This window comes from Burkholderia sp. Z1 (genome assembly GCF_014893795.1).
In the GTDB taxonomy this organism is placed as follows: Bacteria; Pseudomonadota; Gammaproteobacteria; order Burkholderiales; family Burkholderiaceae; genus Burkholderia; species Burkholderia theae.
This window is the reverse complement of record NZ_JACFYL010000001.1, coordinates 1,813,312-1,829,510: the sequence shown is the minus strand read 5'-3', so window position 1 is coordinate 1,829,510 and position 16,199 is coordinate 1,813,312. Positions and strand designations below refer to the sequence as shown.

At 62.4% G+C, this 16,199-nt stretch carries 23 protein-coding genes, 1 tRNA gene and 1 pseudogene; 9 read left to right on the top strand and 16 right to left on the bottom strand.

Annotated elements, in window-relative coordinates:
• Nucleotides 1-71: 71 nt before the first annotated feature.
• Entirely contained in the window at nt 72-509 is a 438-nt protein-coding gene (locus tag H3H55_RS08490) for a PaaI family thioesterase (protein WP_129514482.1), read from the bottom strand.
• A gap of 169 nt (nt 510-678) precedes the next feature.
• Between H3H55_RS08490 and H3H55_RS08485 the strand changes: the two genes are divergently transcribed.
• Nucleotides 679-1,167 carry a winged helix-turn-helix transcriptional regulator gene (locus H3H55_RS08485; RefSeq protein WP_193098294.1) on the top strand — a complete coding sequence of 163 codons (489 nt, stop codon included), beginning with the start codon at nt 679-681 and terminating at the stop codon, nt 1,165-1,167.
• 331 nt (nt 1,168-1,498) lie between these two features.
• Entirely contained in the window at nt 1,499-2,122 is a 624-nt protein-coding gene (locus H3H55_RS08480) for a phospholipase D family protein (RefSeq protein ID WP_193098293.1), read from the top strand.
• Nucleotides 2,123-2,270: 148 nt separating this feature from the next.
• On the opposite strand, the gene H3H55_RS08475 is transcribed toward H3H55_RS08480, so the two are convergent.
• Nucleotides 2,271-2,498, bottom strand: coding sequence for a hypothetical protein (locus tag H3H55_RS08475; protein ID WP_129514480.1), 228 nt, complete (start codon nt 2,496-2,498; stop codon nt 2,271-2,273).
• Nucleotides 2,499-2,760: 262 nt separating this feature from the next.
• Here H3H55_RS08475 and H3H55_RS08470 point away from each other — a divergent pair, with 262 nt between their 5' ends.
• Nucleotides 2,761-3,732: a sensor domain-containing diguanylate cyclase gene (locus H3H55_RS08470; RefSeq protein WP_193098292.1), complete on the top strand. Its 972-nt coding sequence runs from the start codon at nt 2,761-2,763 to the stop codon at nt 3,730-3,732.
• A gap of 66 nt (nt 3,733-3,798) precedes the next feature.
• Here H3H55_RS08470 and H3H55_RS08465 read toward each other — a convergent pair whose 3' ends face one another.
• From H3H55_RS08465 to H3H55_RS08450, 5 genes are all read right to left on the bottom strand, one after another.
• The gene (locus H3H55_RS08465; RefSeq protein ID WP_048243853.1) at nt 3,799-4,272 is read right to left on the bottom strand and encodes a VOC family protein; all 474 of its coding nucleotides are present in this window, start codon (nt 4,270-4,272) and stop codon (nt 3,799-3,801) included.
• Nucleotides 4,273-4,425: 153 nt separating this feature from the next.
• The gene (locus H3H55_RS08460) at nt 4,426-4,965 is read right to left on the bottom strand and encodes an aspartyl-tRNA synthetase (protein WP_193098291.1); all 540 of its coding nucleotides are present in this window, start codon (nt 4,963-4,965) and stop codon (nt 4,426-4,428) included.
• Nucleotides 4,966-5,163: 198 nt separating this feature from the next.
• Nucleotides 5,164-5,400, bottom strand: coding sequence for a hypothetical protein (locus tag H3H55_RS37655; RefSeq protein WP_319022262.1), 237 nt, complete (start codon nt 5,398-5,400; stop codon nt 5,164-5,166).
• A 205-nt stretch (nt 5,401-5,605) separates the two neighbouring features.
• Nucleotides 5,606-5,914, bottom strand: a complete 309-nt coding sequence (locus H3H55_RS08455; protein WP_048243856.1) for a hypothetical protein — start codon at nt 5,912-5,914, stop codon at nt 5,606-5,608.
• Between the two features lie 48 nt (nt 5,915-5,962).
• A complete protein-coding gene (locus H3H55_RS08450; protein ID WP_193098290.1) occupies nt 5,963-6,406 on the bottom strand; it encodes a VOC family protein in 444 nt (147 codons plus the stop codon).
• Between the two features lie 26 nt (nt 6,407-6,432).
• Here H3H55_RS08450 and H3H55_RS08445 point away from each other — a divergent pair, with 26 nt between their 5' ends.
• Nucleotides 6,433-7,176, top strand: coding sequence for a DUF695 domain-containing protein (locus H3H55_RS08445; RefSeq protein ID WP_129514475.1), 744 nt, complete (start codon nt 6,433-6,435; stop codon nt 7,174-7,176).
• A gap of 425 nt (nt 7,177-7,601) precedes the next feature.
• Nucleotides 7,602-7,823: a hypothetical protein gene (locus H3H55_RS08440; RefSeq protein WP_193098289.1), complete on the top strand. Its 222-nt coding sequence runs from the start codon at nt 7,602-7,604 to the stop codon at nt 7,821-7,823.
• A 230-nt stretch (nt 7,824-8,053) separates the two neighbouring features.
• On the opposite strand, the gene H3H55_RS08435 is transcribed toward H3H55_RS08440, so the two are convergent.
• Nucleotides 8,054-8,449, bottom strand: a complete 396-nt coding sequence (locus H3H55_RS08435; RefSeq protein ID WP_193098288.1) for a hypothetical protein — start codon at nt 8,447-8,449, stop codon at nt 8,054-8,056.
• A gap of 319 nt (nt 8,450-8,768) precedes the next feature.
• Here H3H55_RS08435 and H3H55_RS08430 point away from each other — a divergent pair, with 319 nt between their 5' ends.
• Complete coding sequence (locus H3H55_RS08430; RefSeq protein WP_129514472.1) at nt 8,769-9,233, top strand: plasmid fertility inhibition factor family protein; 465 nt, start codon at nt 8,769-8,771, stop codon at nt 9,231-9,233.
• A 95-nt stretch (nt 9,234-9,328) separates the two neighbouring features.
• Here the strand turns inward: H3H55_RS08430 and H3H55_RS08425 are convergent, their stop codons facing one another.
• The gene (locus H3H55_RS08425) at nt 9,329-9,844 is read right to left on the bottom strand and encodes a GNAT family N-acetyltransferase (protein ID WP_193098287.1); all 516 of its coding nucleotides are present in this window, start codon (nt 9,842-9,844) and stop codon (nt 9,329-9,331) included.
• Between the two features lie 667 nt (nt 9,845-10,511).
• Between H3H55_RS08425 and H3H55_RS08420 the strand changes: the two genes are divergently transcribed.
• Nucleotides 10,512-11,036 carry a papain-like cysteine protease family protein gene (locus H3H55_RS08420; protein WP_193098286.1) on the top strand — a complete coding sequence of 175 codons (525 nt, stop codon included), beginning with the start codon at nt 10,512-10,514 and terminating at the stop codon, nt 11,034-11,036.
• A complete protein-coding gene (locus H3H55_RS08415; RefSeq protein ID WP_226799984.1) occupies nt 11,033-12,181 on the top strand; it encodes a 2OG-Fe(II) oxygenase in 1,149 nt (382 codons plus the stop codon). The genes H3H55_RS08420 and H3H55_RS08415 overlap by 4 nt, the downstream gene beginning before the upstream one ends.
• Nucleotides 12,182-12,408: 227 nt before the next feature.
• On the opposite strand, the gene H3H55_RS08410 is transcribed toward H3H55_RS08415, so the two are convergent.
• Complete coding sequence (locus H3H55_RS08410; protein WP_226799982.1) at nt 12,409-12,900, bottom strand: putative phage tail protein; 492 nt, start codon at nt 12,898-12,900, stop codon at nt 12,409-12,411.
• Nucleotides 12,891-13,387, bottom strand: a pseudogene (locus H3H55_RS37265) (baseplate J/gp47 family protein). Before H3H55_RS37265 ends, H3H55_RS08410 begins: the two are co-directional and overlap by 10 nt.
• 267 nt (nt 13,388-13,654) lie before the next feature.
• Here H3H55_RS37265 and H3H55_RS08395 point away from each other — a divergent pair.
• On the top strand, nt 13,655-13,957 hold the full coding sequence (locus H3H55_RS08395) for a hypothetical protein (RefSeq protein ID WP_193098284.1): 303 nt from the start codon (nt 13,655-13,657) through the stop codon (nt 13,955-13,957).
• 84 nt (nt 13,958-14,041) lie between these two features.
• Here H3H55_RS08395 and H3H55_RS08390 read toward each other — a convergent pair.
• The 5 genes from H3H55_RS08390 to H3H55_RS08370 all read right to left on the bottom strand — a co-directional run bounded on the left by H3H55_RS08390 (nt 14,042) and on the right by H3H55_RS08370 (nt 16,151).
• Nucleotides 14,042-14,117 (bottom strand) — tRNA-His (locus H3H55_RS08390).
• 55 nt (nt 14,118-14,172) lie between these two features.
• Nucleotides 14,173-15,159 (bottom strand): tRNA dihydrouridine(20/20a) synthase DusA, encoded by a 987-nt coding sequence (dusA, locus tag H3H55_RS08385; RefSeq protein ID WP_264299660.1) that lies wholly within the window; start codon nt 15,157-15,159, stop codon nt 14,173-14,175.
• A gap of 130 nt (nt 15,160-15,289) precedes the next feature.
• On the bottom strand, nt 15,290-15,535 hold the full coding sequence (locus H3H55_RS08380) for a hypothetical protein (protein ID WP_193098282.1): 246 nt from the start codon (nt 15,533-15,535) through the stop codon (nt 15,290-15,292).
• A gap of 54 nt (nt 15,536-15,589) precedes the next feature.
• Nucleotides 15,590-15,787, bottom strand: coding sequence for a hypothetical protein (locus tag H3H55_RS08375; RefSeq protein ID WP_048243884.1), 198 nt, complete (start codon nt 15,785-15,787; stop codon nt 15,590-15,592).
• A gap of 148 nt (nt 15,788-15,935) precedes the next feature.
• Entirely contained in the window at nt 15,936-16,151 is a 216-nt protein-coding gene (locus H3H55_RS08370; RefSeq protein WP_006400187.1) for a TOBE domain-containing protein, read from the bottom strand.
• Nucleotides 16,152-16,199 lie beyond the last annotated feature (48 nt).

Below are 16,199 nucleotides of genomic sequence, written 5' to 3'. Positions count from 1 at the left end.
GACGCTTACAGGCGGCCTTCGCCGCCATGGATGTTCACGCGCCTGCGCGGACGACGGCCCTGGCGCCCTCGTTACTGCGGCCGCTGAATGAAACAGGTCGCCGACGCATGCGCGACGATCTTGTCGTCCGGTGTCTTCAGCGTGCCCTCCGCGACGCCCAGCGAGCGCGACAGGTGGATCACGCGCCCTTCCGCGATCAGGTCGGCGTCGCGCGGCACAGGCCGCAGCATCTTCACATGCAGATCGACCGTGCCGTAACCGACACCCGCGTCGAGCATCGAATGCACCGCGCAACCCGTGACCGAATCGAGCACCGTCGCGGCGAACCCGCCGTGCACGCCGCCAAGCGGATTCAGGTGCCGGCCGTCCGCGCGCGCCGAAAACTTCACATAGCCGAGTTCGACGTCCAGCGGACGCATCGGGATCGTCTCGGAAATCGACGCGAGCGGCGCGTCGCCCGCCACCGCGGCACGCAGCAGATCGAGACCGGACAGGGAAAGCGGATTCATCGGGGTGTCTCCGGGTTGAAAGCGCGTCGCCGCGCGAGTAAGTTCTAAATTGGAACTTATTATTGACAACGATGCCGGCCGTTGTCAACGCAGCCGTGCCCGTTGCAACCGAAGGCGGGTTCTATAATCGAACCCGCTGATTCGCTGAACCGCCGCAAGAGACTCGACGATGAAATGGGATGACATCGGTACGCTGAACTGTTCGGTCGCGCGCACGCTCGCCGTGCTCGGCGACCGCTGGACCATGCTGATCCTTCGCAACGCGTTCCTCGGCTGCCGCCGTTTCGACGCGTTCCAGACCCAGCTTGGCGTCACGCGCCATGTGCTGGCCGAACGGCTTGCGCGACTCGTCGACGAAGGCGTGCTGGTCAAGCGTGCGTATCAGGAGCGCCCGCCGCGCTTCGAATACCGGCTGACGGACAAAGGTCTCGACCTCTACCCGGCCCTGCTCGCACTGATGTCGTGGGGCGACCGCTGGAAGGACGACGGCCAGGGGCCACCGGTGCAATTGCGCCACCGCACCTGCGGCCAGCTGATGCATGCGGTCACCGTGTGCTCGGCCTGCGGCGAACCGCTCGACGCACGCGACGTGCTGCCGGAGCCCGGCCCCGGGTGGATCGCATCCGACCAAGCAGGCGCGCCGGCGGTCGAGGATTGACGCATCGCGCGCGCATGATCGACTGACGCCGACGAGTCGTTCTTTGCACGCGCGCTTCCATCACGGGCCGCAACGCGCCCGCTCGACCGCGCTCGCGCATTGCTTGCGCATCGCTATCCCGCAACGGCAAGCGCAATCACACGCCGCCGTCGGCAACATCCGTCGATCAACCTGATCGCATACGCGGATACCGCACAACGCAACTTTGCGTCATTGCCACGGCGACCACCGATCATCGCGCGTGCGAATCCCTTCGCATCCGCACGTGACCGAGCCGCCGCGTCTGCGTTACACTCACGGCCCGCTGTCTCGAAATTGTTCGCTGTCCAAGATGTTGTCGCGCAATCGCCTCGCCGCCGCCTGTCTCGCCGCTTCCCTGCTCGCCACACCCTTCGCCGCTTTCGGCAAGACGCAAAGTGAATCGCTGCTCCAGCAAGCGATCGACTTCGTGTCGCGATGGCTGCCCGCGCCCACTCACGAAGCACCCGCGACGCAGGTCGTCGAATCGGCGTTCTCGCCCGACGGCGGCGCCGAGGCACTCGTGCTGAAAGCGATCGGCGCCGCGCGCAGTTCGATCCGCGTCGCCGCGTATTCGTTCACGTCGCCGCCCGTCACGCGCGCGCTGCTCGCCGCGAAGCGACGCGGCGTCAATGTCGCCGTGGTCGTCGACGACAAGGGCAACCGCGCAAAGAGCAGCAAGCAGGCGCTGAACCTGCTCGTGAACGCCGGCATCCCGACCCGCACGATCGACGCCTATGCGATCCATCACGACAAGTACCTCGTGATCGACGCCGAGCACGTCGAAACGGGTTCGTTCAACTACAGCGCATCGGCCGCCAGCCGCAATTCCGAAAACGTCGTGGTGGTCTGGAACAATCCGCAACTCGCATCGCGCTACCTCGCGCACTGGCAGAGCCGCTTCGACCAGGGCACGCCGTACCGCTCCAGCTACTGACGCGCGCCGCACTTTCGCGCGGCGCTCGCCGGCTCGCATTCGATCCGCCGCGTTGCCATAGGATCGGCGAGCATCGCGCGACGTTCAATTCGGCCGAATGGCCAGTGCGCCGCCTCACGCATCGAGCGACACGCGCGACAATCCGCGCTCAATGGATTTCAGGCAGCCGCCCGGTTGCGGCACCGGCCTGCGCGGTCGGCGCACAGCGGTTCGCGTGTCCGTCCACGCCGCTTGCCGAAGGCGTCGACAAACCGCGGGCGCCCCCCGGCAGCGCACTGCTCACGCAATCCGTGCCGAATGCCAGCGCGTTCTGCACCATCGGGTAAAGGAGATACAGCGCAAACGCGAGATAACCCGCGTACAGAATTCGAACCATGGTGCGATGGGATGTGATGAACGATTGGACTCGTCCTATTTACGGCACGCCGCCGAGCACCTTGAGGCATCGCGCATTCGATTCCGTATCGGGACGAAACGCAGGCCCATGACGCCCGCTTCTCACCGCATCTGCATCGATCCGGATCAAGCCGAAACCGGTCGCACCGGGCTTCCGGCTTGGCGATGCGCCGAATAATGCGCCATACTGGTCGGCATACGATCCGATGACCGGCTCGCAGCCGGGACAAGAGACAAGGCCCATGCAAATCGCACCGAAACCGGCCAACGAGGCGGCCCGGCTCGATACGCTTCATTCGCTCTCGATCCTCGACACGCCGCCCGAAGAGCGTTTCGACCGCCTGACGCGCCTCGCGCGCCGACTGTTCGACGTACCGATCGCACTCGTCAGCCTCGTCGACGAGAATCGCCAGTGGTTCAAGAGCCATGCGGGAATCGACGTCACGCAGACGTCGCGCGACGTATCGTTCTGCGCCCATGCACTGCTCGCGGGCAATACGATGGTGATCCAGGACGCGCTGAACGACAGCCGCTTCCACGACAACCCGCTTGTCACCGGCGCACCCGGCATCCGCTTCTACGCCGGCCGGCCGCTTGCGGCGCCGAACGGCGCACCCATCGGCACACTGTGCCTGATCGATACGCGGCCGCGTTCGCTCGAGCCCGACGAACTCGCGCTGCTCGGCGATCTCGCCCACATGACCGAACGCGAGATCGCCGCGCTGCATTTCGCGACCACCGACGAGCTTACGCAGCTGACGAACCGGCGCGGCTTCGAGATCCTGGCCCGCCACGTGCTGAGCCTGTGCGATCGCCTGGGCCGTCACGCCACGCTGCTGTTCTTCGACCTGAACGATTTCAAGACCATCAACGACCGCTTCGGCCATGCCGAAGGCGACCGCGCGCTCAAGGCATTCGCCGATACGCTGACGGGCGCGCTGCGCGACGGCGACGTGATCGCACGGCTCGGCGGCGACGAGTTCGTCGTGCTGCTGAGCGCCACCGATCCGGCCGACGCCGTCGAGCCGGTCGAACGCGTGACGCACGCGCTCGCGTTGCGCAACGCGGCCGACGCGCGCGGCTACGCGATCCGGTTCAGCGTCGGGCACGTCGCATACGATCCCGCGCGCCATCACGCGGTGGCCGACCTGCTCGCATCGGCCGATCGCCGGATGTACGAGGACAAGCAGCGCGGCAAGACGGCCGGCACGTGACCGCGGGCGAACCGGGTGCGGGCCTGTGCCGCCACCCTGCCGTTCAACCGCGGCTACGCGGCTATGTCAGCTTCCGCACGGCGGTGCGCTGGCCATCGCCTCCGCGATCTGCTCGGGCGTCAGGTCGCGCTGATGCGTCGCCAGCGACCAGCGGTGTCCGAACGGATCCTCGACCTGTCCGTAGCGATCGCCCCAGAACATGTCGGCGGCCGGAATCGTGACCGTCGCACCGGCCGCGACGGCCTTTGCGATCGCCGCATCGGTGTCCGGCACGTACAGGTGCAGGCAGACCGACGTGCCTTTCAGCGCCTTCGGCCCGAGCGCGCCGTGCTCTGGCATTTCATCCACCAGCATCAGTGTCGAATCGCCAATCGCAAGGCACGCGTGTGCGAGCCTGCCGTCGGGCATCGCCAGGCGAAACAGTTCGTTCGCACCGAAGGCGCGCTTGTAGAAGTCGATGGCGGCGGCTGCGCCGGCGCAGATCAGGTGCGGCGTCAGCGTGCGCATCCCTTCCGGGATCGGTTTGACGGACGTGGACATGGGTGTCGCTCCTTCAGTCGGTTGTCGTATCGGAAAACGGGACGGACGCGCGATGCGCACGCCTCCGATGCTACGACGGACGAACCCGACGGAAATCGACATGGCCCCCGACATTTTTTTGTTTTCCTGAGGGGCGGGTCGCTCAGGCCGCGCTCACAAGGCGTCGTCGGCCCGCTCTTCCGGCACACCGAACTGTCGGCGGCATGCCTCCAGCAATCCGGCCACCGCGTCGAGCGGAAGATCGGCAAACCGGGAGATCGGCAGCATCACGCCGCCCGGCACCTTGGTGCGCGATGAATACGCCGAGAACTGGTAGCCGATGTAGCGATTTCCGGCGACGCTGATGATCCGGAACTCGGTGACGTCGCGCCATGGCGTAACCGGTTTTTCACGTGCCGAGCCGATCAGCCTGAAGCCCGTTTCGTCGACATGCAGCGCCATCTTGCGCCGCGACGAGACGAAGAAGGCGGCACTCGCCAGCGCCAGCAGCACGGCCAGCGCCGCAACCGGCCAGAGTGTCGGGTCCGCTGCATAACCGCAGAGGCTCGCCGCGGCCAGCACTGCGCAGACGATTGCCCTTTTCTTCAGGCTCCGGCTATCGACCGCCAGCGTGACCGGCAACTGGCCGATGACCGTTCCCGCGACGGGATCGACGTGCAAGCCCGAATCGTTTGTTTCGTGTTCGCTGTTCATCGCTCAATCAATTGCATCGACGGCAATCGGCCCATCGAGGTCGGGCGCCCTATCAACACGCCGGGAACGAACCGGAAGACAGGGATCGGCGACGAGCGCCTTGTCGACAAGAATTCGTTGCGGCCGGGAAAGTCCTGCGTCACCGCGCACTCACACGCTTTCATTCGCAGGGAACGGACACCGTTCGGTCAGCGTCGGTCAATTGCACACCTTGACGGTGCCATTGGTCGTGCATTGACCGACGGCCCAGTGACTCTGCCCCGCCAGATGAGGCGCCAGGCCGATACCGCGGATCGGTGTGGCCGGCGACGACGCCGGAACGGCTGCCGACGCGGTCTCGGGCGACGGCAGCGGAGCCGGCTCGGACGCGGTCTGGCAGGCCGAGAGCGCCAGACAAAGCGCGGATACCAACGGGGCGATGAGCGGTCTGGACATGGTCTCGGGCGCGTGTGCGATATTCGCTTCGGGTACTGGCTCGCCGACAGTCGCGCGGCGCATCAAACCGTTCGGCGCAACAGCACGACAGCATGGCGGTTGTCCGATACTACTCCTCGCGATCGGCGTTGTGCGAGCCGGCCTTTCGGCCAGCTGCCGCAATCGATGCGGCAGCACCTGCTACCGCCTGCGCTTGCCGCTCCGGTCAGATTTGCGGAAGATCCCGCAACGTGCGCGACTCGCTCGTTGCATCGATGTCAAGCTCGATGCCTTCCGATGCGTCGCGATACAGCACGCGTTTCAGCCGCGGCCCGATCGCGGTTGCGTCCGACTCCGAGAAAATCGCACGGACATCGTTGCCCGACGCGAGCGCGTGCGCCACTTCCGCCACCGGCGCCTCGCTCGGCTTGGCCGCCCACGACCGGTCGGCCGGATTCACGGCCGCCCAGCGCACGTGCGTCACGCGCGCGCTGAGCGGATCGATTCGGACACCATTCACCGCAAACATCGACATCGGATTCTCCTTCGAAATTTTTGCGGCCCGCCGCACCAACGCGCCGGGTCACGGGCAACCCCAGATCTCGCATACGTTACCCGCGGGGTCTGCCACGGAAATCGCCACCGTGCCATCGCCATAGTCCCAGTCGTTCAGGATGCCGACGCGGTGCGATTCAAGTCGTGCAACGGCCTCCGAGACGTGTGGCACTTCGATTGCCAGTGCGATTCCATGGCCGGTCGGACGAAACTCCGGATACGGAAACTCGCCGCCCCTGCCGGTATGAACGGTCAGCGTCGCGCCCTGAACGACAAAGCGATGCCACGGATTCCCCGCGGCCGACACACCGTCGGAATGCACCGGAAGCGCGAGCGCCAGACGGTAGAAATCCACCACCGCCCGATAGCGATCCTCTTCGACCGGCACCAGAATGCCCAGACTCGCGATCATGTGCGCCTCTTCGGCCAACGCGATTTTCGATGATACATTGGGACGCTTTGCAACCGTCAACAGACAATCGTGTACGGGAGAAACACATGACCGACGCCTGGGGAACCTTCCCTGCCAGAATGGGCGACCATCAGGCTTTCATCAGCTTCAACCACAGCTTTGCGGAAATCGCGGAAGGCGATCCGCGCACGTCGCTGCTCAGCGTGCGCGTTCCCTTTGCGCATCCGACGCCCGAAGGCCTGCCGACCGGCGACGAGTTCGCCGACCTCACAGCGATCGAGGATCTGCTGGACGCCACGATCACCGCGAAAGGCGGTGTGCAAGTCGGCCGCATCACCGTCGACGGCAATCGGGATTTCCTTTTCTACGTGCCGTTCGACGAAGAGGCGGCGGCGGAGATCGTCGACTCGCTGGCCGATCAGACGACCTACGCGCTTCAGTACGCGCACCAGGACGATCCGGACAAGGAAGCGTATTGGCAAACCCTCTACCCGACCGACGACGACTGGCAGATCATGCGCGACATGCGTGTGCTGGATGCGCTGCGGCAGAAAGGCGATGCCAGCGACGTGAGCCGGCGCGTGATGCACTGGGCGTACTTTCAGGACCCGAGCGACGCGCACCAGTTCGCGGACTGGGCCGAAGCGAAAGGCTATCCGGTCGAATCGGTCGCCCCGACCGAGGACGGCAAGTCGGCCGTACGGTTCTCGCACGAAGGCACCATGGCGCTGGCCGACATCACGCGACATACGATCGCGATCAATCGCGAGGTGCGTTCGCTCGGAGGGGAATACGACGGATGGGAAACCAGCGTCGAACAGACAGGCTGAGCGGGTCGACATGCGCGCAGCGCACGACGTGATGCAGCGCATTCGGTGCAAAAAACATCCCGGCAGCGTGGCTGCGCGCCGCCGGGACCAAGGCATCGCCGGCCGAAACCGGCGATGGGCCTGAGGGTTCGCTCAGGCACGAGGAAAGCGATTCGTACGGATCAGGCGAACGGATGCCGGGGCGCGATTGCGCAGCCTGCCGAACGCCTGTCCGGTTCCGCCGACGCACCTTCCGGCGTCGGACGGGCAAAAAGCCCCGCTCCTGCGCGAGCGAGCGGGGAAACGGTTGACCGGGCCGGGGAAGAACGGTCAACCTGCCAAATTGTGATCGGGGGCCGCGCAACAGTCTGTGCGGCAACTCACCATTTGGTGACAATCCCGCGGCAACCGGCAGGCTCGCGTGCCGCGCGGCCAGCATCACTGCGATGACGGGCAACAACACCACCGCCCCGCTGGTATGGAGACGCCTCAATCGATTTCCGGAAAGACCATGGAAGCACGGCGCCGAGATGCTCGGGCATGTCGAAAATGTCCCGATATTTCTTGCCGCCCTCGCTGGCGAAAAATCGGTCGACAATCCATTCATATCCGCCGCCGCTGAACAGCATTGCTGTGCAGCTTGTCAGGCGGGCATCGGTAATGAATGATCGCGCCAGCCGTCAGCAGCGTTCTTCATTTCATATCTGGAGTTCGATCTTGATTTGATTCAAGCGGATGTATTCAGATCCGGGTTCAGTTTCCGGTCAGTCGCGTGTATTGTCAAAGCAGGGATATTCTATTTTTTACCGTGACTCCGGTTTCGTTTTCTTATACGGCATTTCTCGACGCCGTAATTCACGAGCACGATAACCTGCGTCACGACACCTCGGTTTCGTCATCAAGGCGAACCGCTGGAAAACCAGTCGGCAACCATATCGATCCAGTCGAGATCGCTGGCGATTTCAATGACGGTCTCGCCGACGATTTCGGCAGTCGATGAAGTTGCCGCCACCGCGCCCGAAGCTACCACGCTCGCCTTCGCAATTTCCGCTGACGCACCCGACCTCGGATCCGCAAGCCGCTCCAGCCAGTCGACGATATTTGCGCGCGCATCTTCCTCATCGGCGAAGTCGTTCCGTTCGAGGAAGCGATCGAACACGATCCACGCAAGGGTCTTGCTTCGCGCATCGGATTCGAGCTGCCAGTCGACAACGCCGGTCCGGCCGGACTCCCTGATTTCGAGCGTCGCAGTGAAACAGTAATCGAGGTATTCGATCTCAAGTTTCGACGCCATGCTTTTCTCCGGTCAATCTGCCCTCTCGGTTCTTATGATGATCCGCGCCTGCCCGACTTCGCGATGCCATGTGAATCTTGCATGAATTTCGTGCGGCGTGTCATTCCCGCTGGCAGTATCGCGATATTCTCGTGACCCATCGATATCGACCACCGACGCATGACCGCATCCGCTTTGCCAACCATACCTTCTGCGCTGCCGCCTCCAGTCCCGCTGCGGGCCGCTCCGTTTTCCTATCCCGTGTATCAATCTGCTCCACTGTTGCAATCGCGCTGCTAAACTCCGGCCACAAAGACCGCTTGCACCACCAGAGGAAACAATGGCACTCGCCCGCGCACAACAGAACGGCGTAGATGTCTGGATTATCCAGCTTCCCGGGCACGTCCCCTATGCCTATGCGCACCTCAAGCGGGTATTCTCGTCCGACGACTCGCGACATCGGGTCGTGACGATCGACCTGAAGAAGCTGCTGGCATGTGCCGACCGCGATACCACGGACTACGTGCTTCCGTCAGTTCAGTACTGGGCCCCTGGCAAAGCCGCGGGTATTCGCGAGTTCCTCGATCCGGACCAGGACAGGATTCCGGACATGCCGTTCATCACGTTTCGCGAAACGAGAACGCGAATGCTGCTCGGCATTCCCGGCCTGTCGAAAGTCGGTGTCGCGTCATTTCGCAACGGCCAGCATCGCGCACGCTATCTTGCCCATGCAGGCGCGACGACGCTGCCCGTCGAAGTGCACGAGACGGAAGCCGATTTACTCGTGCGCTATTGCGGCGCGTAACGGCAAAGCGAATCCAGCCTTTACCCGGTGTGACTTCGGCGCGGCCGGGAGTCGCTGCATAGCGGGCGACCGTTCGTTCGGATGCGGACGAGCGCCTAGGCCTGTATCGCGTAGATCCGGTCGGTGACCTCCGTATGGCCGATGCGGCTCGTTTCGACTCCCGCCAACTGCCAGCCGTTGTGCTCGTAGAAACCGATCGCGCGTACGTTGTCCTCGAGCACCTGCAGGTGGACCTTGTCCACGCCGAGCGTTCGGGCCCACGCGCGAACGGCTTCGATCATGCGCTTGCCTGTACCGCTGCCGTGATGCGACGGATGAACATGAAGGCAGTCCAGCAGCACGCCGAGCGCCGGATCGACCGGGCGTTCGGCACTGACGAAACCAACGGGCTCGCCATCCGACTTGGCGATCAGCACGAGGCCCCACTCCTTTTCGTTGCGATCGAGATATTTCCGCCACCGGACCGCGTGTTCCGTCGGCACCTCGTCGGACAGATAGGCGGCCGGAAGGATATGGCTGTATGCGGTTTGCCAGCTCAGCGTGTGCAGGCGAGCGATGTCGTTTGCGTCGTGCGCTGTCGCGGCTCGAAGCGTGGTCCGGGTTTCCGGCATCGGCGGTAACTCCTTCTGCTTGCTCTATTGATCGGAATGTCTTGTCGCAAAATATACCGTGCTTTGCGGTATGCGAAGGTCGCCACGGGGCCGATGCCTTGGCGTGGCGTGAGTGCGGTGCAGTTGTGGAAGCCCCTGCGTCGATGCGTCTTCGTCAGACTCCGCGACGGCATTGCATTCCGTGGCGGCTTGTCGTCGGGACATCGGCGCGCGCGGGCAAAAAAAATCCCGACACCGTCACTGGTCGTCGGGATCGAACGGCCCTTCAAAGCATGAGGGCACGAGGAAGCCGACACATTACACGAATGAAAGACTGTTGAGCGTTGTCGGTTCGCGCCAAGTCCCTGCTCAATTCCGCCAAGTTGCCGGTTTGAAGCCGCCGTAAACGAAAAAAGCCTGCTCGCGCAGTACGCGAGCAGGCAAGAAAACGGATCAGCATTCGAGGCACGAGGGCTGTCCAGGAAAGATAACGGCACGGGGCACACAAACCTTAGCGAGAAAGGCAACGACGAACGGACCGCCCCTGAAACGGGCTGCTGCACATAATGTCGCTACCGGAAAGGCCTGAGTCGCCGAATACCCGGCATCGCGCCCCAGGCCGCCGCCATTGCTTCCCGTTGCAAGGCTTCCTATTCTTCAGCGAATAGCATCACTCCGGAGACTGCAAATGAACCGACCGAACTACCGGATACTGGATGTGCCGCTCGTCGGTCAGCGAAAGAATTCCGACGGCACGTGGCTGATGCTGGAGAAGGGAAACGAAGGTCTGCAGCCACATGGAGATATGGCGTGCTGGTATGCGGCCGCGTGCATGGTTTCGTATTACCGTCGTCCCGGACCGCGCCGTGGCCTGCCGAAGATATGGCTCAAGGATCAGGGGCTCCCTCCAACTTCGATCACTGACCTCGCCAAAGCCGAAGGTCTCATACCCCTCGAGCGGCCAGAGCACGACGAAGATACAGCGGAATGGTTAGCAACCAATCTGAAAACGTACGGCCCCATCTGGGCGAGCGGTGCTTTCCGTGGTGTCGCTCACGTCATCGTTGTCACGGGCGTTCAGGACGCGGTCGTCTTTTACAACGACCCATGGGAACCTGCCGCCAAATTCATGGACGCAAAAACGTTTCGCCGACTGCTTGGGGTCTATAAGAATTGCCTGTTGGTGAAAGGGCCGCTCGAAAAACACTATTGAATTTCGATTCGATCCACAAAGGTTGCCTGGATCCTGAATCGGGTTCACGGATAGTGCGTGCCGAACTTCGTCGTGATGACGTAGAGGCATTCCTTGTCGCCGCGAATCGCTTCCAGGCGATCGAGAAACGCGGCAAGCAGCGCAGACGCGCGGGCTTGAACGCGTCAATCCCGCGCATCACCGCACGCTCCAGCGTTCCATCGAGCGCTCCGCAAACGAAAGAACCCGGCTCGAAGCCGGGTTCAGTACACGCTGCCACTAGGTCATCAGTAGCAGCGCTGAGGGTGTGCTATCCTCATATGAAAGAATTTCGTAAAGAGAAAAATCGTTTTATGAACCGGACGGAACTCGGCAACCTGCTGACGGCTAGACTCAAGAACCGCCTATTTGCATGTAAGCAGCAATGGGAGTCATCGGCACCGATCAACTATTTCCACGTCGACGATCTGCTGCCTGTCGAAATTGCGAATAAGATTCACGCGGCATTCCCAGACTCGTCTGCACTCATGCTTCGCAAGAGCATAAGAGAGCTCAAGTACGTCTCATCTCAGATGAACGAGCACTCGCCGATACTCGAAGAAATCACGTTCGCGTTCCAGCAACCCGATGTCGTCAACATCGTCGCCGAAATTACAGGCATAAGCTTGCTCCAGCCCGACGAGCACCTATACGCAGGTGGCATTTCCGTAATGGGACCTGGGCATTTCCTCAATCCACATCTTGATAATTCTCACGATAAAGATCGGGAACGTTACAGGACATTGAATCTCCTTTACTACGTAACTCCCGAATGGAAAGTGGAAAACGGCGGCAACCTGGAACTCTGGCCATCCGGAACGAAAGCTGCCCCCACAACGATTGCCAGCAGTTTCAATCGCTTGGTCGTGATGGTAACGAATCAGCATTCGTGGCACTCGGTTTCGACGAACATCAGCAACGGAAACCGATGCTGCGTATCCAACTACTACTTCTCGTCCAGGCCGATAGGCGGCGAAGATTACTTCCACCCCACGTCCTTTCGCGGCCGCCCCGACGAACCGATCCGCGACGTTGTGTTGAGAGCGGACGCGGCCGTACGAGGACTGGTTCGAGCAGTTCGCCCGAGTGGAATCGCTAAAACAAAGCACATCTACAAGAAGGACTAAGTTCGCACTTCGGGCTGAGCAGAACGAAATCCTTCGATTTCAGCGCTCAGCTCGGGAACCGCTCTGACAAGATGCGCGACGATCGGCAAACGCCCGGCACGCTCTTTGGATAATCCATCCCTATACCTCGCAATCAAAAATCGCCAACGTATGCGCCGGCGCATGCCGCCGGATGTAGCACTCGATACCGACGTTCGGATTGCGGCCGAACCGCTCGCCCCAAACCGTCACCCGCAACGCCGGCCATCCGTTCGTCGCCGCCCCATATGCGTCGTCCAAATGAACTGCTGTCCCCATGTGCCGAAGCGCGCGACATCAAATCGCGATCGCCGAAACCGCGGCGCGCGATGTTCCTCGACCCAAGCATCGGGGTAGCCGTTCTCATGCGCAAGCGACTCAAAAAACGAAACGCGTTGACCGCCACCGCCCAACAGTCGCTTACGCACCTCGCGCTGTCGCTCTTCGAACGATTGGGCCGACCCAAGGCATTCATCGGGTAGATCACACACACGCTCCGAATCCGGCACCAGCTCGCGCGCCGTCGCCGCGTCAATCTCGTCGAGCAGAACGCGTGCACGCGCGTCGATGCGAGAAAATTCCGGTGCCAGTCCGGCAAGCACACGATGTACTTGCGGCGCGAGTTCGGCACTCCATGCCGGACCAGGCGGGAGCAGTACGCGGAGCATTCCCAGATAATCCGCCTCATCCTTCACCGCCATTTCACTGCCCCCATCACGGGAATCTCATTGGGCTGTAACCCAACGTCGTCGACTGGTTGCAGCAGCTTGTGGTCGTGCTCACCTCGCGCCCCGCTGATCGCCTGTCTGAGGTGCGATTCGAGAATGGCTACGCCGAGCGCGCCCTTGCGCTCCAGCAGATCCGACAGACTTCCCATGACGGCTTCACGTGTTGCGTCGTCGTCGGGCGAAAGCCGAATCTCGAAATCGATCCCTCGCGGCTTCGGCGCAAGCACGTACAACTCCGCCGTCACCGGCCGCTGCCTTTCATGTATGCCTTCACTGTCGTGCACGCCTGATCATTGGGAACGGAATTAGGATCGTCGTCTCGCATGAAGACAACGCCGACCGTGCCAAGCCCCATATAACGCGGCCGGCACCACGCACGCGTTACCCCGGGAACCTCAAGCGCCCACGTGCCGTAGTCGTCGCCATTTCCGCCGTCCGGCACGACGCGATAGGACCGGATGACCCGTTGGCGGAGACGCTCGATCGACTCCTGATCCGCACCGCACGATGGGCGTCGCCGCCATGTTCTGCTACCTCACCGGATTCCGCGCCGTAGAGGTACGCCCGTACCACACCTCCGGTCTGACGGATGCCGGCGTGCGCGTGGTCAGGGCAAAGCGAAAGAAAGGCGAAGCGCGGACGGAAGGTCGACAGCCTGCTCCTCTTCGCCAACCGCAAAGGGCAAATGTATTCGAAGAGCGGATGGGCGTCCGTCTGGTAAGACGCGATGTACAGCTACATCGGATCGTACGATACCGAGATCGCAAAAGAGTTTGCGGTAAAGAAGATGCGAGAAGCAGCCCAACGAATCGCAAATCGAATCAATCGACCGGTCAAGGGCGGCATGGAATTAATGCTGACGAAGCATCCAGACTACTTCTCGTTACAGGACATTCGGCCCGCCGCGATTACGACGAAACTCGCTAACCGCGATGCTGACGCATATGACTTCGCGGCGCACGCGAATCCGGGCACGACACATCGGCACTATGATCGACGGAAGGTGAAAGCCGCTGACGCGACGGAGTGAATTCCGAAATTACGTTTTCCGTTCCGAAATTCATAGCGTGGAAAGCAAAACAGGCGCCGAAGCGCCTGTTTTGTTCAAGAATTTTGGGGTGGCTGATGGGACTCGAACCCACGACGACAGGAATCACAATCCTGGACTCTACCAACTGAGCTACAGCCACCACTGGTACCGCTTTGTTTCTCCGCTGTTTTTGTTTCAGCAGCGAAGAAGCAAGATTATACGAAGTCTTTTGAATCTTGCAAAGCCTTTTTTTCAAAAAATTCTTCGGCTTCGTTCAGATGCGCGCGCGCCTCGTCGAACACGGCCAGATCGCCGCGAGCGAGCTTCTTGTTGTCGGACAGCACACGACGCCAGCCGCGTGCGCCCGGCATGCCGCGATACAGTCCGAGCGCGTGCCGCACGATCGCGCCGAGGTAGGTCCCGCGCTTCAGTTCGGCCGCACAATATTCGATCAGTTGAGCCTCGGCCTCTTCGCGCGTCGGCACCGCTGCGGTCGACCCATAGAAGCGCGCATCGACATCCGCAAGCACGTACGGATTGTGATACGCCTCGCGGCCGAGCATCACGCCATCGACATGCTCGAGATGCAGCGCGACCTCGTCGAGCGTCTTGATGCCGCCGTTGATGACGATCTCCAGCGACGGAAAATCGCGCTTCAACTGATATGCATAGTCGTACTTGAGCGGCGGGATCTCGCGATTCTCCTTCGGCGACAGCCCCTTCAGGATCGCGTTGCGGGCATGCACGACGAACGTCTCGCAACCGGCCTCGGCCACCGTGCCGACGAAGTCGCGCACGAACGCGTAGTCCTCGACCGCATCGACACCGATGCGGTGCTTGACCGTGACCGGCACCGACACCGCATCGCGCATCGCCTTCACGCAGTCGGCGACGAGCTGCGGCTCGTTCATCAGGCACGCGCCGAACGCACCGCGCTGCACGCGCTCGGACGGACACCCGCAATTCAGGTTGATTTCGTCGTAACCCCACTGCTCGCCGAGCTTCGCGGCGCGCGCAAGATCGTCACGCTCGCTGCCGCCCAGTTGCAGCGCGACCGGCGATTCGTTCGGCGTGAACGCGAGATGCCGCTGGGCATCGCCGAACAGCAGCGCGCCCGTCGTGATCATCTCCGTATACAGCCAGGTATCGCGCGTCAGCGTACGGTGGAACGACCGGCAATGGCGATCGGTCCAGTCGAGCATGGGCGCGACGGATACGCGGCGGGGAGGAAGCGAGGACGGAACAGACATGGAATTCGGGCAACAGGCCAGGCGGCGCGGACACAACCCGCTATTTTACCGCAACACGGGCCGTGCCGGCCCGACACCCGCTCTACCCGTCACCCAGCTCCGCATCGACCGCCCGCCGCGCCTCGTCCAGCACACGCTCGATCACCCGCCGTTCGGTCAGCAGCACGCCGTCGACCTTGACGAGCCGCCAGTCGATCCGCACGGCATCGCCCTGCAGCACGCGGTAGTGCGCATGCTCGCCGTCCCAGACCTGCTCGGTCTTCACCTCGATCTCGAAGCCGCGGTACGGCTCGCTGAAATCGCCGAGGTCGCTGCCTCTCGGTTCCATCGCACGCTCCGTGGCAACACGGCGCCGGCCGCCCTTGCAGCCGGCGCCGTGCGCTCAATCGTATTCGTCAGACAAAAAGGATTTACCATCCGCGGTCAGGTCGACCCTGTCGGCCGTCGCCTGATAGATCAGCCCCTCGTTCAGCAACGCATAAACGACGTCGTCGAACGCGGCGGGAACCGGCCGGCTTTCGCCGAACTGGTCGATCCATTTCAGCGCCTCGATGGCTTCCGGGGAAAGGATGGGGGTCATTCGTTGGCCTCCGGCGTAGGTGTCGTTCCATCCTAGCACTTCGTCCGGACGCCGAATATCGAGGCAAACGCGCTGCGGGAATGCCGCGCGGCGGGCGCCAACGGGCAAGGCTGCCCGCCAGCGCCGCACCGGCGCGGGAAACGCGCGCTCAGAGACGCGCGATCGATACTTCGGTCGACTTCACGAGCGCGACGACTTCCGCGCCGACCTTCAGTTCAAGCTCGTCGACCGAACGGGTCGTGATCACCGACGTGACGATGCCGAACGGCGTCTCGACGTCGACCTCGGACACCACCGGCCCGCGAATGATCTCCTTCACCTTGCCTTTGAACTGGTTACGCACGTTGATTGCAGTGATGCTCATCGGGTTGATCGCTCCGAAGAAAAAAGTCTCAGAACGGACGGCCGAAGC

What these genes read in the sequence shown, in the direction of transcription:
- H3H55_RS08490 (WP_129514482.1), bottom strand. Translation starts at nt 509, where the DNA reads ATGAATCCGCTTTCCCTGTCCGGTCTCGATCTGCTGCGTGCCGCGGTG.
- H3H55_RS08485 (WP_193098294.1), top strand. Translation starts at nt 679, where the DNA reads ATGAAATGGGATGACATCGGTACGCTGAACTGTTCGGTCGCGCGCACG.
- H3H55_RS08480 (WP_193098293.1), top strand. Translation starts at nt 1,499, where the DNA reads ATGTTGTCGCGCAATCGCCTCGCCGCCGCCTGTCTCGCCGCTTCCCTG.
- H3H55_RS08475 (WP_129514480.1), bottom strand. Translation starts at nt 2,498, where the DNA reads ATGGTTCGAATTCTGTACGCGGGTTATCTCGCGTTTGCGCTGTATCTC.
- H3H55_RS08470 (WP_193098292.1), top strand. Translation starts at nt 2,761, where the DNA reads ATGCAAATCGCACCGAAACCGGCCAACGAGGCGGCCCGGCTCGATACG.
- H3H55_RS08465 (WP_048243853.1), bottom strand. Translation starts at nt 4,272, where the DNA reads ATGTCCACGTCCGTCAAACCGATCCCGGAAGGGATGCGCACGCTGACG.
- H3H55_RS08460 (WP_193098291.1), bottom strand. Translation starts at nt 4,965, where the DNA reads ATGAACAGCGAACACGAAACAAACGATTCGGGCTTGCACGTCGATCCC.
- H3H55_RS37655 (WP_319022262.1), bottom strand. Translation starts at nt 5,400, where the DNA reads ATGTCCAGACCGCTCATCGCCCCGTTGGTATCCGCGCTTTGTCTGGCG.
- H3H55_RS08455 (WP_048243856.1), bottom strand. Translation starts at nt 5,914, where the DNA reads ATGTCGATGTTTGCGGTGAATGGTGTCCGAATCGATCCGCTCAGCGCG.
- H3H55_RS08445 (WP_129514475.1), top strand. Translation starts at nt 6,433, where the DNA reads ATGACCGACGCCTGGGGAACCTTCCCTGCCAGAATGGGCGACCATCAG.
- H3H55_RS08440 (WP_193098289.1), top strand. Translation starts at nt 7,602, where the DNA reads ATGACGGGCAACAACACCACCGCCCCGCTGGTATGGAGACGCCTCAAT.
- H3H55_RS08435 (WP_193098288.1), bottom strand. Translation starts at nt 8,449, where the DNA reads ATGGCGTCGAAACTTGAGATCGAATACCTCGATTACTGTTTCACTGCG.
- H3H55_RS08430 (WP_129514472.1), top strand. Translation starts at nt 8,769, where the DNA reads ATGGCACTCGCCCGCGCACAACAGAACGGCGTAGATGTCTGGATTATC.
- H3H55_RS08425 (WP_193098287.1), bottom strand. Translation starts at nt 9,844, where the DNA reads ATGCCGGAAACCCGGACCACGCTTCGAGCCGCGACAGCGCACGACGCA.
- H3H55_RS08420 (WP_193098286.1), top strand. Translation starts at nt 10,512, where the DNA reads ATGAACCGACCGAACTACCGGATACTGGATGTGCCGCTCGTCGGTCAG.
- H3H55_RS08410 (WP_226799982.1), bottom strand. Translation starts at nt 12,900, where the DNA reads ATGGCGGTGAAGGATGAGGCGGATTATCTGGGAATGCTCCGCGTACTG.
- H3H55_RS08395 (WP_193098284.1), top strand. Translation starts at nt 13,655, where the DNA reads ATGTACAGCTACATCGGATCGTACGATACCGAGATCGCAAAAGAGTTT.
- dusA (WP_264299660.1), bottom strand. Translation starts at nt 15,159, where the DNA reads ATGCTCGACTGGACCGATCGCCATTGCCGGTCGTTCCACCGTACGCTG.
- H3H55_RS08380 (WP_193098282.1), bottom strand. Translation starts at nt 15,535, where the DNA reads ATGGAACCGAGAGGCAGCGACCTCGGCGATTTCAGCGAGCCGTACCGC.
- H3H55_RS08375 (WP_048243884.1), bottom strand. Translation starts at nt 15,787, where the DNA reads ATGACCCCCATCCTTTCCCCGGAAGCCATCGAGGCGCTGAAATGGATC.
- H3H55_RS08370 (WP_006400187.1), bottom strand. Translation starts at nt 16,151, where the DNA reads ATGAGCATCACTGCAATCAACGTGCGTAACCAGTTCAAAGGCAAGGTG.